The organism is Rhodanobacter sp. Root627 (genome assembly GCF_001427835.1).
In the GTDB taxonomy this organism is placed as follows: Bacteria; Pseudomonadota; Gammaproteobacteria; order Xanthomonadales; family Rhodanobacteraceae; genus Rhodanobacter; species Rhodanobacter ginsenosidimutans.
The window spans coordinates 1,116,625-1,134,181 of the sequence record NZ_LMGW01000002.1 but is presented as its reverse complement, the minus strand read 5'-3'; the positions used below and the strand labels follow the sequence as shown (position 1 = coordinate 1,134,181).

9 protein-coding genes are annotated in these 17,557 nt (G+C 66.9%); 5 read left to right on the top strand and 4 right to left on the bottom strand.

Annotated elements, in window-relative coordinates:
• Positions 1-12: 12 nt before the first annotated feature.
• On the bottom strand, positions 13-1,101 hold the full coding sequence (locus ASD68_RS12115) for a PA0069 family radical SAM protein (protein ID WP_056607081.1): 1,089 nt from the start codon (positions 1,099-1,101) through the stop codon (positions 13-15).
• A gap of 162 nt (positions 1,102-1,263) precedes the next feature.
• On the opposite strand from ASD68_RS12115, the gene ASD68_RS12110 reads away from it, so the two are divergent.
• Positions 1,264-1,524, top strand: coding sequence for a GlsB/YeaQ/YmgE family stress response membrane protein (locus ASD68_RS12110; RefSeq protein ID WP_056083492.1), 261 nt, complete (start codon positions 1,264-1,266; stop codon positions 1,522-1,524).
• A 67-nt stretch (positions 1,525-1,591) separates the two neighbouring features.
• Here ASD68_RS12110 and ASD68_RS12105 read toward each other — a convergent pair whose 3' ends face one another.
• A complete protein-coding gene (locus ASD68_RS12105; RefSeq protein ID WP_056607078.1) occupies positions 1,592-3,247 on the bottom strand; it encodes an MFS transporter in 1,656 nt (551 codons plus the stop codon).
• 93 nt (positions 3,248-3,340) lie between these two features.
• Positions 3,341-4,705, bottom strand: a complete 1,365-nt coding sequence (locus tag ASD68_RS12100; protein WP_056607075.1) for a DcaP family trimeric outer membrane transporter — start codon at positions 4,703-4,705, stop codon at positions 3,341-3,343.
• A 211-nt stretch (positions 4,706-4,916) separates the two neighbouring features.
• Between ASD68_RS12100 and acs the strand changes: the two genes are divergently transcribed.
• From acs to ASD68_RS12080, 4 genes are all read left to right on the top strand, one after another.
• A complete protein-coding gene (gene acs / locus ASD68_RS12095; RefSeq protein WP_056084277.1) occupies positions 4,917-6,857 on the top strand; it encodes an acetate--CoA ligase in 1,941 nt (646 codons plus the stop codon).
• A gap of 109 nt (positions 6,858-6,966) precedes the next feature.
• Entirely contained in the window at positions 6,967-7,638 is a 672-nt protein-coding gene (locus ASD68_RS12090; protein WP_056083485.1) for a response regulator transcription factor, read from the top strand.
• 168 nt (positions 7,639-7,806) lie between these two features.
• The gene (locus tag ASD68_RS12085) at positions 7,807-12,507 is read left to right on the top strand and encodes a glutamate synthase-related protein (protein ID WP_056607071.1); all 4,701 of its coding nucleotides are present in this window, start codon (positions 7,807-7,809) and stop codon (positions 12,505-12,507) included.
• Positions 12,508-12,525: 18 nt separating this feature from the next.
• Positions 12,526-13,989, top strand: coding sequence for a glutamate synthase subunit beta (locus tag ASD68_RS12080; protein ID WP_056607068.1), 1,464 nt, complete (start codon positions 12,526-12,528; stop codon positions 13,987-13,989).
• 76 nt (positions 13,990-14,065) lie between these two features.
• On the opposite strand, the gene ASD68_RS12075 is transcribed toward ASD68_RS12080, so the two are convergent.
• A complete protein-coding gene (locus ASD68_RS12075; protein WP_200945381.1) occupies positions 14,066-17,539 on the bottom strand; it encodes a PAS domain-containing hybrid sensor histidine kinase/response regulator in 3,474 nt (1,157 codons plus the stop codon).
• Positions 17,540-17,557 lie beyond the last annotated feature (18 nt).

Here is a 17,557-nt window from a genome sequence, read left to right as displayed (position 1 = left end):
TACTCGCGGCCTTCAAAACAACTCCCCCTGCGGTGACGCCTTGCGTGGCGGCACGAAGCGCGAGGTATCGAGTTTCAGGTCGTGGGCGCGGGTCAGGCCGTGTTTGCGGCAGGCGACGGTGAAGCGTGTGCGCAGCAGGTCGGCGAACACGCCCTGGCCGTGCATGCGGGTGGAGAAGTCGCTGTCGTAGTCGCGGCCGCCGTTCATCTGTTGCACCAGGCTCATCACGTGGGCGGCGCGTTGCGGCACGTGCAGCGCCAGCCATTCGCGGAACAGGGTTTTCAGCTCCCACGGCAGGCGCACGGTGGTGTAGCCGGCGCTGCTGGCGCCGGCCGCGGCGGCTTGGGCCAGCACCGCTTCCATGTCGCGATCGTTCAGCGCGGGGATGATCGGCGCCACCAACACACCCACCGGCACACCGGCGGCGTGCAGCGCGGCGATCGCCTGGATGCGGCGGTGCGGGGCGCTGGCACGTGGTTCGAGTTTGGCGGCCAGGCGGTTGTCCAGTGAATTGACCGAGACGAGCACCCGTACCAGCCCCTCGCGCGCCATCGGCGCCAGGATGTCCAGGTCGCGTTCCACCAGCGCGTTCTTGGTGACGATGGTGCAGGGGTGGTGGCATTCGGCCAGCAGCTCCAGCGCGGCGCGGGTCAGTCGCCAGCGTTTTTCGACTGGCTGGTAGGGGTCGGTGTTGCTGCCGATATTGATCGGGCTGACCACGTAACCCGGCTTTGCCAGTTCGCCGCGCAGCACCTCGGCAAGATTGCTCTTGGCCCGCAGCCGGGTTTCGAAATCGAGGCCCGGCGACAGATTGAGGTAGCTGTGCGATGGCCGCGCAAAACAATAAATGCAGCCGTGCTCGCAGCCGCGATACGGGTTGATCGCCTGGCTGAAACCGATGTCGGGCGAATCGTTGCGGCTGATTACGCTGCGGGCGCGTTCCTCGGTGACTTCGGTGCGCGGGCGCGGCGCCTCCTCGTCCAGCAGTTCGCGCGGCCAGCCGTCGTCCTCCGCCTGGTGGCGGATGTTCTCGAAGCGTCCTTCGGGATTGGAGGCGGCGCCGCGGCCCTTGAGCGGGCGGCGATCGGGCGGAACGTTCATCGGCGCAGTGTGGCGTGGCGGCGTCTCAGCGCTTGCGAAGGGCCACGCGCTGCGGCGACGGGTGTGCTCACAGCGGCTATACACCCGGGCGCTGACTCTTGGCGGGCGCGGTTCCGGGGCATCGCGCGCTATCCAACGCCTCGTCTGATCAAGGAGTTCGTGATGACTGCCACTGGATTGATCATTTTTCTCGTCATTGGCGCGGTTGCCGGCTGGCTGGCCGGGCTGATCGTGCGCGGTTTCGGCTTTGGCCTGCTGGGCAATATCGTGGTCGGCATCATCGGCGCGTTCCTGGCCGGCTGGCTGCTGCCGGCGCTGGGCGTGGGTTTCAGCCTGGGCAGCCCGATCGTCACCAGCATCGTGTACGCGATGATCGGTGCGATCGTGTTGCTGGTGATCATCGGATTGATCAAGCGCGCCTGACCGGTGGGCGCAAAAGAAAACGCAGCGGCTCGCGCCGCTGCGTTTTTTTGTGGCCGCGACAGACCGCTCAGGCGGTGATGTCGACGTCCTTGGTTTCACGCACGAAGAACAGGCCGATCACGAAGGTCATCATCGCGATCACCACCGGGTACCACAGGCCCGAGTAGATGTTGCCGGTGAGTGCCACGATGCCGAACGACACCGAGGGCAGGAAGCCGCCGAACCAGCCGTTGCCGATGTGGTACGGCAGGCTCATTGAGGTGTAGCGGATCTTGGTGGGGAACATCTCCACCAGCCAGGCGGCGATGGGGCCGTAGACCATGGTCACGTACAGCACCAGCAGGGTCAGCAGCACGATCAGCATCGGATAGTTGCTGTTGGCCGGTGCGGCCTTGGCCGGGTAGCCGGCCTGATCCAGCACGGTGCCGAGGCTGGCAGCGAACGCCTTGGACTTGGCGGCAAACTCCGCCTTGGGCAGGGTCGAGCCATCGAACGCGTCGAGCGATGCGCCACCCACGGTCACCCGCGCCACCGAGCCGGCCGCTGCCGCCTCGTTGGCGTACGGCACGCCGCGCTTGGCCAGCGTGCTCTTGGCGATGTCGCACGAGCTGGTGAACACCGAGGTACCGGTGAGGTTGATCTGCAGATGGCAGTCGGCGGGGTCGGCCACCACTGTGATCGGGGCGCTGGCGCTGGCCGCCTCGATGGCCGGGTTGCCGAAGTGGGTGAGGCCCTGGAAGATCGGGAAGTACGTCAGCGCCGCCAGCAGGCAGCCGGCCAGCACCACCGGCTTGCGCCCGATCTTGTCGGACAGCCAGCCGAACACCACGAAAAACGGGGTGCCGATCAACAGCGCCGCGGCAATCAGCAATTGCGTGGTGGTGGCATCGATCTTCAGCGTGCTGCCCAGGAAGTACATCGCGTAGAACTGGCCGCAGTACCACACCACGGCCTGGCCGGCGGTGGCGCCGAACAGGGCCAGCAGCACCAGTTTCAGGTTGCCCCAGCGGGCGAACGATTCGGTCAGCGGCGCCTTCGACGTCTTGCCTTCGTTCTTCATCTGCTGGAACACCGGCGACTCGGCCAGTTGCAGGCGGATGTAGACCGACACGATCAGCAGCAGCGACGAGATCAGGAACGGAATGCGCCAGCCCCAGTCGTCGAACTTGTCACCCAGCAGCCACTTGCAGCCCAGGATTACCAGCAGCGACAGGAACAGGCCGAAGGTGGCGGTGATCTGGATGAAACTGGTGTACAGGCCACGTTTCCCCGGCGGCGCATGCTCGGCCACGTAGGTGGCGGCGCCGCCGTATTCACCGCCCAGCGCCAGGCCCTGCAGCATGCGCAGCAGGATCAGGATCACCGGTGCGGCCACGCCGATCGAGCCGTAACTGGGCAACAGGCCCACGAAGAAGGTGGACAGGCCCATGATCACGATGGTGATCAGGAAGGTGTATTTGCGGCCGACAAGATCACCGACCCGGCCGAACACCAGCGCGCCGAACGGTCGCACCGCGAAGCCGGCGGCGAACGCCAGCAGCGCGAACACCAACTGGCTGGCCTCGTTGAGGCCGGAGAAGAACTGGTGGCCGATGATCACGGCCAACGACCCGTATAGATAGAAGTCGTACCACTCGAACACGGTACCCAGGCTGGATGCCAGGATCACCCGCTTGTGGCTGACGTCGAGCGCGGGACGCCCGTCAATCGCAGTGGTTGCCATGCTGTACTCCCCTTGGTAATGGATCGCCGCCCTCCCTCGCGGGTGGACGGCCATCGGTTCAAAGCCAGTGGCGCGCCGGCGAGCCGGCGCCGGTCAGAACGAGTATTTGGCGGTGAACTGCAGCCGCTGCAGTTTGCCCGAGTCGTTGTTCTCCAGCACGCGGCGACCCCAGGCGTATTCCGCGCCGAGATCCACCTTGGGCAGGGGCGAATAGAGCAGGTTCACGTGCGCGCTTTCGGTGTGCCGGTTGGCTGCCGGGCCGGTGAGCGCCACATCGTTGTCGATGCCGTTGCGCGCCACCATCAGGTTCATCCGCAGGCGGTCGTCGAACGCGTGGTGCCAGGCCAGATACGCGGCCCAGACCCGGCGGGTCTCGATGTCGCTGGCGGCGTTCAACATGCCGTCGGCGGCGAAGTTCGCCAGGCCCACGTAGCGGCCGATGCCCTTGCCCACGGTGGCGCTGTAGCGCAAGTCGTCGTTGCTGCCGAGCACGGCCTTGCCCATCACGCTGACACCGCCGGCAGTGGCGGTGCTGGTGTCGCTGGGCAGCGCGTCGTTGCGGCCATCGGTGCGCAGCTGGCGCAGCAGGCCGGCCACGCCGAAGAAGCCCCAGTCGCCCTTCCAGGTGTAGCGCGCGGTGAGGTCGGGCATCACGTTGTGGTCGGGCGAAAGCTGCGCGCTGCCGCCCTGGTAGGGCGTGACCGTGGTGTGCGGATTTTCCAGCGCCACCGCGAAACCGCCGCTGGTGTAGCGCAACTGCGCCTGGCGCACGAACACGGTGCCGTCGGTGACGCCGATGAAGTCGACCGCCTCCGGCAGCGCGTTCGGGTCCATGAAGTTGGTCCAGGTCTGGCCGGCCAGCCAGTTGTTCCAGTACAGGTAGGCGTGGCGCAGGGTGAGGCCGTAGCCGTTGCTGGCGTTCTCGTTGCCCAGCGAGTTGCCGAAGAAATCCCACTCCAGGAAGGCGCCGACCTTGTCGCCGCCGTCGGTGAGGCTGTCCACGCCCACGCCGATGCGCGAGAACTTGGCGTGCATATCGCTGTAGCTGGCCGACTTGCCGCCGATCGGCGTGGCGCCGGGCAGGTACAAGTCGCGCGCCGCGTTCTGGTCGCCCAGATAGCCATCCGTATGGGTGGACATGAAATCGGTCTTGATGAAGCCGCCGATCTTCACCTTGGTGTTGGCATACGCGTTGCCGGGCGTGGTCAACACCACCTCGTGCGCGGCGGGTGCGGCGGCGACAGTCTTCGCCGGGGCCGCGGCCGGGGCTTGCGCCTGCGCGGCCTGCGCCTGCACCAGGCTCTTCAGCTCGTTCAACTGCTGCTCCAGTTGCGCCACGCGCTGCTCGAGCTGTTGTTCGCGCGTATCGCTTTGCGCATGCGCCGCCAGCGGCAGGCTGAGAGCGCAGGCCACGCCAAGCGCCAGCGCCTTGTAGCGGTTTGGGTATCGCGTGGTCATGCGGCTCTCCCCGGTGGTTGTCGAGTTGAGCATGGCCATGCTGCGGCGCGCGCCGCTATTCGCCTTTGGTCGCTATTCGACCAAAGTCGATGCGCGCGGCCGCCTGCCGCCCGTTGGCGATGGGGCTACACTCGATCGTCAGGTGGCGTCGACGCCGCCAAGCCATCCATTCATCGATGCCGCCCATGCGGCGGCCAGCAGGAGGCCAGCCATGTCCAAGCTTTATCCGGTCAACCCCGAATTCGCCGCGGCGGCGCGCGTCAGCGCGGACGATTACGCGCGTCTTTACGACGAATCGATCAAGGACCCGGAAGGGTTCTGGAAGCGCATCGGCCAGCGCGTCGACTGGATCAAGCCGCCGACCAGGATCAAGGATGTCTCGTTCGACCCGTCCGACCTGCACATCCGCTGGTACGAGGACGGCCAGCTCAATGTCAGCGCCAACTGCCTCGACCGCCAGCTGGAAAAGCGCGGCGACAAGGTGGCGATCATCTTCGAGGGCGATGACCCAAAGGACTCGCGCCGCATCACCTACCGCGAGCTGCATGCCGAAGTGTGCAAGTTCGCCAACACGCTGAAGAACCTCGGCGTGGTCAAGGGCGACCGCATCGCGATCTACCTGCCGATGATTCCGGAGGCGGCGGTGGCGATGCTGGCCTGCGCCCGCATCGGCGCAATCCACTCGGTGGTGTTCGGCGGCTTCTCGCCCGATTCGCTGGCCGGCCGCATCGTCGATTCAAAAGCCAAGGTGGTGATCACCGCCGACGAAGGCCTGCGCGCCAGCAAGCACATCCCGCTGAAGGTCAACGTGGACGCCGCGCTGGAACGCCCCGGCACCAGCAGCGTGGAAACCGTGATCGTGGTGCGCCACACCGGCGGCCCGATCAACATGCAGTCGCCGCGCGACCGCTGGTACCACACGCTGATGGAGGGCCAGTCCACCGATTGCGCACCCACCCCGGTCGAGGCCGAGCACCCGCTGTTCGTGCTGTACACCTCCGGCTCCACCGGCAAGCCCAAGGGCGTGCTGCACACCACGGGCGGCTACCTGGTCTACATCAGCTACACCCACGAGCTGGTGTTCGACCTGCGCGAGGACGACGTCTACTGGTGCACCGCCGACGTGGGCTGGGTCACCGGCCACAGCTACGTGGTGTACGGCCCGCTCTGCAACGGCGCCACCACGGTGATGTTCGAGGGCGTGCCGAACTACCCTGACCACAGCCGCTTCTGGCAGGTGATCGACAAGCACAAGGTCAGCCTGTTCTACACCGCGCCCACCGCGATCCGCGCGCTCATGCGCGAAGGCGAGGAGCCGGTGAAGAAGACCTCGCGCAAGTCGCTGCGCCTGCTGGGCTCGGTCGGCGAGCCGATCAACCCCGAGGCCTGGGAGTGGTACAACCGCGTGGTCGGCGAAAACCGCTGCCCCATTGTGGACACCTGGTGGCAGACCGAAACCGGCGGCATCATGATCTCGCCGCTGCCCGGCGCCATCGCCACCAAGCCCGGCTCCGCCACGCGACCGTTCTTCGGCGTAACCCCCGCCATCGTCGATGCCGACGGCAAGGTGCTGGAAGGCGAGGCCGAGGGCAATCTGCTGATCACCACCTCGTGGCCGGGCCAGGTGCGCACCATCTACGGCGACCACCAGCGCTTCATCGACACCTATTTCAGCGCCTACCCCGGCAACTACTTCTCGGGCGACGGCGTGCGCCGCGACGAAGACGGCTACTACTGGATCACCGGCCGCGTCGATGACGTGATCAACGTCAGCGGCCACCGCCTGGGCACCGCCGAGGTGGAAAGCGCGCTGGTGTCCCACCCGAAGGTAGCCGAGGCCGCCGTGGTCGGCTGCCCGCACGACATCAAGGGCCAGGGCATCTACGCCTACGTCACCCTGGTGGTCGGCGAAACCGGCAGCGACGACCTGCGCAAGGAACTGGTCGCCTGGGTGCGCAAGGAAATCGGCCCCATCGCCACGCCCGATTACCTGCAGTGGGCGCCGGGCCTGCCCAAGACCCGCTCGGGCAAGATCATGCGCCGCATCCTGCGCAAGATCGGCGAGAACAAACCCGACCAGCTGGGCGACATCACCACCCTGGCCGACCCCGGCGTAGTGCAGAACCTGGTGGATGAGCGGTTGATCAAGTAGTACCGGGAATGGGGAATGGAGAATGGGGAATCGGTGCGCAAGCGCGCACTTCCCCGCAAACCTCGTACATCCATTCCCTATTCCCCATTCCCTACTCCCGGCTCTCCCCATGCCCGACATCCTGATCGCCGATGACCACCCGCTGTTTCGCGATGCGTTGCAGCGGGCGGTATTGACGGCGGTGCCGCAGGCGCAGGTGCATGCGGCCGACAGCGTGCATGCCTTGCTGGCGTTGATCGAACGGCTGCCCGACGCGGACCTGTTGCTGCTGGATCTGCACATGCCCGGTGCCCGCGGCTATTCCGCGCTGGCGCATATCCGCGGCCAGTATCCGGGCCTGCCGACCATCGTGGTCTCCGGTCACGAGGAGCCGCAGGTGGCGCGCCGCGCGCTGGGTCACGGCGCGTCGGCTTACATCCCCAAGTCCAGTCCCGGCGAAGACATCGTGGCGGCGATCCGCGCCGTGCTCGATGGCGACGTCTGGCTGCCGCCGACGCTGGTGGGCGCCGCGGCCGAACTGCCACCGGACGAAGCCGCCGTCGCCGCCCAGGTGGCGACGCTGACTCCGCAGCAGTTCCGGGTGATGACGATGATCGCCGAGGGCCTGCTCAACAAGCAGATTGCCTGGGAGCTGGGCGTCTCCGAAGCCACCGTGAAGGCGCACATGACCGCGATCATGCGCAAGCTGGGGGTCGGCAACCGCACCCAGGTGGCATTGGTCGCCAGCCATCTGGCGGTGGACCAGCAAAGCCCGCCGCCGCTGCCGGACGGCGCCGGCTGAGCGAGCGCCGGGCAGACGCCGGCAAGGTCGGAAATTCGTACGGTCGTTTGCCCTTTTTTCGGGCTGATCGGCGCTTCCGGTTCGGCCTCATATACGGCTATTTGATTTTTCTTGCTTTTTTGTTGCAGCGCACTATAGTCGATACTCCCCTTTTTCCGGGATCGACACATGGAACAACCGCGCGCACAGGGTCTTTACGACCCAAGCAATGAACATGACGCCTGTGGCGTGGGTTTCGTCGCCCATATCAAGGGTAGGAAAACGCACGAAATCGTCCAGCAGGGATTAATGATCCTGCGCAACCTGGACCATCGCGGCGCCGTCGGCGCCGACCCGTTGATGGGCGATGGCGCCGGCATCCTGATCCAGATCCCCGACGGCTTCTACCGCGAGGAGATGGCGGCGCAGGGCGTGGTGCTGCCGCCCCCGGGCGAATACGGCGTGGGCATGGTGTTCCTGCCCAAGGAACACGCCTCCCGGCTGGCCTGCGAGCAGGAGCTGGAGCGCTCGGTGCACGCCGAGGGGCAAGTGGTGCTGGGCTGGCGCGACGTGCGCGTGGACGATGCGATGCCGATGTCGCCCGCGGTGAAGGCGCGCGAGCCGGTGATCCGCCAGATCTTCATCGGTCGCGGCCCGGACATCATGGTGCCCGACGCGCTGGAGCGGAAGCTCTACGTGATCCGCAAGACCTCCAGCCACGCCATCCGCGCGCTGCACCTGAAGCACGGCCAGGAATACTTCGTGCCCTCGATGTCGACCCGCACGGTCGTCTACAAGGGCCTGCTGCTGGCCGGCCAGGTGGGCCAGTACTACCTCGACCTGGCCGACCCGCGCACGGTGTCGGCACTGGCGATGGTGCACCAGCGCTTCTCCACCAACACCTTCCCCGCGTGGGAGCTGGCCCATCCGTACCGCATGATCGCCCACAACGGCGAGATCAACACGGTCAAGGGCAACGTCAACTGGATCAACGCGCGCACCGGCGCGATCTCCTCGCCCGTGCTGGGCGACGACCTGCAGAAGCTGTGGCCGCTGATCTACCCCGGCCAGTCCGACACGGCGTCGTTCGACAACTGCCTCGAATTGCTGACGATGGGCGGTTACCCGCTGTCGCAGGCGATGATGATGATGATTCCCGAGGCTTGGGAACGTCACACGCTGATGGACGACAACCGTCGCGCGTTCTACGAATACCACGCCGCGATGATGGAGCCGTGGGACGGCCCCGCCGCGATCGCCTTCACCGATGGCCGCCAGGTGGGCGCCACGCTGGACCGCAACGGCCTGCGCCCGGCGCGCTACGTGATCACCGACGACGACCTGGTGATCCTGGCCTCCGAGGCCGGCGTGCTGCCGGTACCGGAATCGCGCATCGTGAAGAAGTGGCGGTTGCAGCCGGGCAAGATGCTGCTGATCGACATGGAAGCGGGCCGCATCATCGACGACAAGGAGCTGAAGGATCAGCTGGCCAACGCCAAGCCGTACAAGCAGTGGATCGAACACATCCGGATCAAGCTGGACGATCTGCCGGCGGCGCGCACGGAGCCACGTTCCACCGAGACCCTGCTCGATCGCCAGCAGGCGTTCGGCTACTCGCAGGAAGACCTGAAGTTCCAGCTGCTGCCGATGGCGCAGGCGGGCGAGGAAGCCATCGGCGCGATGGGCAACGACTCGCCGCTGGCCGTGCTGTCGGACAAGAACAAGTCGCTGTACCAGTATTTCCGCCAGCTGTTCGCGCAGGTCACCAACCCGTCGATCGACCCGATCCGCGAACAGATGGTGATGTCGCTGGTGTCCTTCATCGGCCCGAAGCCGAACCTGCTGGACATCAACAACATCAACCCGCCGTTGCGGCTCGAGGTATCGCAGCCGGTGCTGGACTTCGCCGAGATGGCCAAGATCCGCGACATCGAGCGCTACTCCAAGGGCAAGTTCCGCAGCTTCGAGCTGGACATCAGCTACCCCGCGGCATGGGGCAAGGCCGGCATCGAGGCGCGGCTGGCTTCGCTGTGCGCCCAGGCCACCGACGCGATCCGCCTTGGCCACAACATCCTGATCGTCTCCGACCGCGGCGCCAGCCGCGAGCGCGTGGCCATCCCGGCGTTGTTGGCCACCTCTGCCGTGCACCAGCATCTGGTAACGATGGGCCTGCGCACCAGCACTGGCCTGGTGGTGGAAACCGGTTCCGCCCGTGAGGTGCACCACTTCGCCCTGCTGGCCGGCTACGGCGCCGAAGCGATCCATCCCTACCTGGCGATGGAAACCCTGGCGCACGTCTGCGCCAGTGGCGAGGTGAAGCCGGAAAAGGCGATCACCAACTACATCAAGGCGATCAACAAGGGCCTGCAGAAGGTGATGTCCAAGATGGGCATCTCCACCTACATGTCCTACACCGGCGCGCAGATCTTCGAGGCCGTGGGCCTGAACCGCGAGTTGATCGACAAGTATTTCACCGGCACCACCTCCAACATCGAGGGCATCGGCCTGTTCGAAGTGGCCGAGGAAGCCCTGCGCACGCACGCCGCCGCCTACAGCGACGACCCGGTGCTGGCCGATCGGCTGGACCCGGGCGGCGAGTACGCCTGGCGCGTGCGCGGCGACGAGCACATGTGGACGCCGGACGTGGTGGCCAAGCTGCAGCACGCCACGCGCTCCAACAACGGCCAGACCTACAAGGAATACGCGCAGCTCATCAACGACCAGTCCAAGCGCCACATGACGCTGCGCGGCCTGTTCGAGTTCCGCATCGACCCGGCCGCGGCGATCCCGCTGGACGAGGTCGAGCCGGCGAAGGAAATCGTCAAGCGTTTCGTCACCGGCGCGATGTCGCTGGGCTCGATCTCCACCGAGGCGCACACCACGCTGGCGATCGCGATGAACCGCATCGGCGGCAAGTCCAACACCGGCGAAGGCGGTGAGGACGAGGCGCGCTACCAGAACGAGCAGCGCGGCATCGCGATCAAGCAGGGCGACACCGTTGCCGGCCTGCTCGGCGCGGCGCACATCGAGCGCGACCTGGTGTTGCAGGATGGCGATTCGCTGCGCTCGCGCATCAAGCAGGTGGCCTCGGGCCGCTTCGGTGTCACCGCGGCCTACCTGATGTCCGCCGACCAGATCCAGATCAAGATCTCGCAGGGCGCCAAGCCGGGCGAAGGCGGCCAGCTGCCGGGTCACAAGGTGTCCGACTACATCGCGCAGCTGCGCTTCTCGGTGCCGGGTGTGGGCCTGATTTCGCCACCGCCGCATCACGACATCTACTCCATCGAGGATCTGGCCCAGCTCATCCACGACCTGAAGAACTGCAACCCGCAGGCCTCGATCTCGGTGAAGCTGGTGTCGGAAGTGGGCGTGGGCACGGTGGCCGCGGGCGTGGCCAAGTGCAAGGCCGACCATGTGGTGATTGCCGGTCATGACGGCGGCACCGGCGCCTCGCCGTGGTCGTCGATCAAGCATGCCGGCACGCCGTGGGAACTGGGCTTGGCCGAAACCCAGCAGACGCTGGTGCTGAACCACCTGCGCGGGCGCATCCGGGTGCAGGCCGATGGCCAGATGAAGACCGGCCGCGACGTGGTGATCGGCGCGCTGCTGGGCGCCGACGAGTTCGGCTTCGCCACCGCCCCGCTGGTGGTGGAGGGCTGCATCATGATGCGCAAATGCCACCTCAATACCTGCCCGGTCGGCGTGGCCACGCAGGACCCGGTGCTGCGCAAGAAGTTCTCGGGCAAGCCCGAGCACGTCGTGAATTACTTCTTCTTTGTCGCCGAGGAGGCCCGTGCGCTGATGGCGCAGCTGGGCATCCGCCGCTTCGAAGACCTGGTCGGCCGCGCCGACCTGCTCGACACGCGCCAGAGCATCGCGCACTGGAAAGCCAGCGGGCTGGACTTCAGCCGCGTGTTCCATCGCCCGGAGGTTCCCGCGGACGTGGCCGTGCGCCATGTCGCCGAGCAGGATCACGGCCTGGATCGCGCCACCGGCAAGGCACTCGACCACACCCTGATCGACAAGGCACAGCCGGCGCTGGAGCATGGCGAAAAGACCAGCTTCATCGTCAGCGTGCGCAACGTCAATCGCACCGTGGGCACGATGTTGTCCGGTGAAGTGGCGCGTCGCTACGGCCACGTCGGCTTGCCGGACGACACCATCCACATCCAGCTGGACGGTGTCGGCGGGCAGAGCTTCGGCGCGTTCCTGGCCCGCGGCATCACCCTGGACCTGGTCGGCGAAGCCAACGACTACGTCGGCAAGGGCCTGTCCGGCGGCCGCATCGTCGTGCGCTCGCCGAACGACTTCCACGGCTTCGGCCCCGAGCACATCATCGTGGGCAACACCGTGCTGTACGGCGCCACCGAAGGCGAGGCGTATTTCAACGGCGTGGCCGGCGAACGCTTCGCGGTGCGCAACTCCGGTTGCACCGCGGTGGTCGAGGGCGTGGGCGACCACGGCTGCGAATACATGACCGGCGGCACCGTGGTGGTGCTGGGCGACACCGGCCGCAATTTCGCCGCGGGCATGTCCGGCGGCGTGGCCTACGTCTACGACCCCGACGGCGTCTTCGAGCACAAATGCAACCTGGCGATGGTCGGCATCGAGCCGCTGCTGTCGGGCGTGGAGCAGGAACTGCGCATCCCGCGCGAGTTGTGGCATGCCGGCGCGCGCGGCGCCACGGGCGAAACCGACGAGGCGATCGTGCGGCGACTGGTGGAAGCGCATTTCCGCTACACCGGCAGCTTCCGCGCCAAGGAGATCCTGCACGATTGGCCGACCGCGCGTGCGCGTTTCGTCAAGGTGATGCCGGCCGAATACCGCCGCGCACTTTCCGAACTGCACCAGCGCGCCGTACTGGCATCCACCGAGAAGGCCACGGCCTGACCCGCGAAGGAATAGACAATGGGCAAGATTACCGGCTTTCTCGAATACCCCCGTCAGGCGGAAACCGCCGAGGTACCCACGCAGCGGCTCAAGCACTGGCGCGAATTCACCCAGCAGCTGACTGATGAGCAGGCGAAAGTCCAGGGCGCGCGCTGCATGGATTGCGGCATCCCGTTCTGTCACAACGGCTGCCCTGTCAACAACATCATTCCGGACTTCAACGACCTGGTGTACCGGCAGGACTGGAAGCACGCGATCGAGGTGCTGCATTCCACCAACAACTTCCCCGAGTTCACCGGCCGCATCTGCCCCGCCCCGTGCGAGGCCGCCTGCACGCTGAACATCAACAGCGACGCGGTGGGCATCAAGTCGATCGAGCACAAGATCATCGACAAGGCGTGGGAGGAGGGCTGGGTCACGCCGCAGCCGGCCGCCATCAAGACCGGCTGGAAAGTCGCCGTGGTCGGTTCCGGCCCGGCCGGCCTGGCCGCCGCGCAGCAGCTGGCGCGGGTGGGCCATGCGGTGACCGTGTTCGAGAAGAATGACCGCGTCGGCGGCCTGCTGCGCTACGGCATCCCCGATTTCAAGCTGGAAAAAAGCCATATCGACCGGCGCGTGAAGCAGATGCGCGCCGAGGGTGTGCAGTTTCGCACCAGCGTCTTCGTGGGTGCGGCGGCGGACGCCGCCCGCTACGGCAAGGTCGAGGCGGTCACGCCCGAGCAATTGCAGGCCGAGTTCGACGCGGTGGTCATCGCCGGCGGCTCCGAAACGCCGCGCGACCTGCCGGTGCCCGGGCGCGAGCTGAAGGGGGTCCATTTCGCGATGGATTTCCTGCCGCAGCAGAACAAGGTGGTGGCCGGTGATAGGCTGAAGCACCAGACGCTGGCCACCGCCAAGAAGGTGGTGGTGATTGGCGGCGGCGATACCGGCTCCGACTGCGTGGGCACCTCCAACCGCCAAGGCGCGATTTCGGTGACCCAGTTCGAGCTGCTGCCGCAACCGCCGGCGCAGGAGAACAAGCCACTGGTGTGGCCGTACTGGCCGCTGCGCCTGCGCACATCGACCTCGCATGAGGAAGGTTGCCAGCGCGACTGGTCCGTGGCCACCAAGCACTTCAACGACGACGGCAAGGGCAACGTGAAGAGCCTCACCGGCGTACGGCTGGAATGGAAGGACGGCAAGATGAGCGAAGTCGCCGGCAGCGAATTCGAGATCGCCGCCGACCTGGTGCTGCTGGCGATGGGCTTCGTGTCGCCCGTGCAGGCGGTGCTGGATGCGTTCGGCGTGGACAAGGACGCCCGCGGCAATGCCAAGGCCAGCACCGACGGCGCCGCCAGCTACCGCACCAGCGTCGACAAGGTGTTCGCCGCCGGCGACATGCGTCGCGGGCAATCGCTGGTGGTCTGGGCGATCCGCGAGGGGCGCCAGTGCGCCCACGCCGTGGACGAGTTCCTGATGGGCGTTTCTACGCTGCCGCGTTGAGCTGATACCGACGATACGCTGCGCGCCATCCGGCGCGCAGCGCAGTGATTACCTGCCGAACTCCCGCCCCCCGTTGTTAGTCGCCGCTACCCTGCGGCCGCAGCGGCGAAGCCAGCAATGCCCGCAACGCCGCCGGCTTCACCGGCTTGTGCAGCAACGGATAGCCCAACGCCCGCGCCCGCTGTTTCAGCTCGACACTGCCATCGGCGGTGATGATGGCCGCCGGCGGCAACTGCGCGAAGTCGGCCCGCAATTGCCCCAATGCCTGCAAGCCATCGGTGTCGTCGGCCAGATGGTAGTCGGCGAGGATCAGGTCGACCGGCCCGCGTTGCAATTCGATGCGCGCCTGCGTCACGTCCACCGCGGTGCGGCAATCCACGCCCCATCGACCGAGCAGTGCACGCATGCCATCGAGGATGGATTCATCGTTGTCCAGGCACAGCACGGTCAGCGGCAGCCGTGCATCCGGCCCACGCTGCAGGATCTTGTGCCGCCGCGGCGCCACCGGTTCATTGCGCGGCACGGTGACCGCGAAGCAGCTGCCATGGCCGGGGCGCGAATGCAGGTCGAGCCGATGGCCGAGAATACCGGCCAGCCGATCGCAGATCGACAGGCCCAGGCCCAGCCCTTTCTCGCCCCACGGTGACGGCTGCTCCAGCCGCTGGAACTCGTCGAAGATGCGCGCCCGCTGCTCCGCCGCGATGCCGGGGCCCGAGTCCCACACTTCGATCCGCACCTCGTCGCCCATCCGCCGCGCGCCCAGCAGCACGCCGCCCTGGCGCGTGTAGCGCAAGGCATTGGAGAGAAAGTTCTGCAGCACGCGTCGCAACAGCTGCGGATCGCTGCGCACGGCGAGGCGGGTCGTCGCCACCCGCAGTTTCAGGCCACGTTGCTCGGCCACCACGGCGAACTGCGCCTGCAGCGATTCGAACAGTTCCGCCAGCGCGAAGCCGCTCACTTCGGGCCGGTAGCTGCCCGTATCCAGGCGCGACGTATCGAGCAAGGCGTCGAGCAGGTCCTCGGCGGAGCGGAACGAGGCGTCGATGCGTTCGGCCAGCTGGCTGGCTTCGGCATCCAGCCCCGGATGCTGGCGCAGGGCCGAGGTGAACAGCCGCGCCGCGTTCAGCGGTTGCAACAAATCGTGGCTGGCCGCGGCCAGGAAGCGGGTCTTGGAGATGTTGGCCGTTTCCGCCGCCCGGCGGGCATGCGCCGTGGCGACCAGGGATTCGGACAGCTCCGCGGTGCGCTGCTCCACCCGCAGTTCCAGGGTTTCGTTGGCCTCGATCAGGGCCTGCTCGGCATGCTTGTAGGCGGTGACATCGGTATACGTGGTGACGTAGCCGCCGCCCGGCAGCGCGCGCCCACGCATCTCGATCACGGTGCCATCCGGTCGTGTGCGCTGGAACAGGTGCGACGAGCCGGCCCGCATGTAGTCGATGCGTTTGGCCACATGGCCGTCCACTTCGCCGGGGCCACATTCGCCGAGCTCCGCGTTGCGGCGGATCAGGTCGGCCACCGGCACGCCCACGTGGACCATGCCGTCGGGGTAGTCGAAGAGTTCCAGGTAGCGGCGGTTCCACGCGACCAGGCGCATGTCCGCATCGACCACGCTGATTCCCTGCGACACGTTCTCCAGCGTGGTGGAAAGCAGCTCGCGGTTGAAGCGCAGCTCCTGCGACGCCTCGTCCATCAGCGCCATCGACTCGGCCAGGTCCAGCCCGCTGCCGGACAGCGCGCCGATCAGGATGCGCCGCGCGTTGGCCGCGCCCACCGCCGAGGCCAACAGGCGCTCGGTGTACTGGATCAATGCCCGGTCCGCCGTCTCGCCCGCCAGCAGCGGCCGCTCGCGCCGCGTCCCGTATTCATCGAACGCCCGCCGGGCGCTGCGCTCGCCCACGATGCGTTCGGCGATGGTGCGCAGGTCGCCCACCACCACACGGCCGCGCCAATCGCCCGGCCCGCCCCGCCCGGCCGGGTCGGCATCGATGAACACCGCCGCGTGCAGGCGCTCCTCCAGGCTGGGCCGAAAGCGCAACGACACGAACACAAGGCAGCCCACGTTCACCAGCAACGACCAGAACGTGCCGTGCATCACCGGGTCCCAGCCGCTGAGCTGGAACAGCGCCTGCGGTCGCAGCCAGCCCAGGCCTAGCGGGCCATGCTGCAGCCATGCACCCGAGCGGCTCAGCGCCGGCAGCAGCAAGGTGTAACCCCAGACCGCGAAGCCACTGAGCAAACCGGTGACCACGCCGCGGCGACTGGCCCCGCGCCAGTACAGGGCGGCAATCAACGCGGGCGCGAACTGCGCCACTGCGGCGAAGGCCAGCAATCCGGTAGCCGCCAGGTTTTCCGCGTTGGCCGCCAGCCGGTAGTAGACGTAGGCCATCAACGCCAACGCCACGATGGCCACCCGGCGCACGGCCAGCACCAGCTGCGACAAGTCATCGCGCTGTTCCAGCCGCAACCAGCGGATACGCAACAACGCGGGCATCACCAGGTCGTTGCTGATCATGGTGGACAGCGCCACCGAGGCCACGATCACCATGCCGGTCGCCGCGGAGAATCCACCGATGAAGGCCAGCAGGGCGACGCCGCTGTCCCCGTACGCCAGCGGCAGCGTGAGCACCCAGGCATCGGCGGCGCCATCACGCACGACGGGCATGTGCGTGCCCGCTGCCACGATGGGCAGCACCGCCATGCTGATGATGGCCAGGTAGATCGGCACCATCCAGCGCGCGCGCTTCAGGTCATCGACTTCCTCGCATTCCACCACGCCGATCTGGAACTGGCGCGGCAGGCAGAACATGGCGCAGAACGCCAACATGGTTTGCGCCAGAAAGCCCGACGAGAGCCCGTGGCTGAGCTGGTCCATCGGCAGTTGCACCGTGGCCACCAGACCCGGCCCACGCCATAGCGCGTAACCGGCCAAAGCCACGAACGCCACCAGCTTGATCAACGACTCCAGCGCGATCGCCAGCATCATGCCGTGATGGTGTTCGGTCGCATCGATGCTGCGCGTACCGAACAGGATCGCGAACACCGCCAGCAGCGCCGCACACCACAACGCGCTGTCCACGCCATCCGCCGGCAGCGGCACCGACGCATGCCCGCCGAGCACGCCATACGACATGGCCACGGCCTTGAACTGCAATGCGATGTACGGCACTACGGCAGTCACCGCAATGACAGCTACCAGCGCCGCCAGGCCATGGGACTTGCCGAACCGCGCGCCGATGAAGTCGGCGATCGAGGTGATGTTGCGCTGGCCCACGATCCGCACGATCCGCTGCATCAAGCCGAAGCCGAACACGAACAGCAGGATCGGCCCCAGGTAGATCGGCAGGTAGGCCAGGCCGTCGCGCGCCGCCGTTCCGACCGCACCGTAGAACGTCCAAGACGAGCAGTACACCGCCAGCGCAAAACTGTAGATGACGGGACGCAGTTTCGGCTGGCGCGGGTAGAGCGGCCGGCGATCGCCCGCGTAGGCAACCACGAACAGCACGCCCACATACAGGAGCGATACCAGCAGCAGCAGCCAACCCTGTATCAAGCCCCTCTCCCGGCAAAC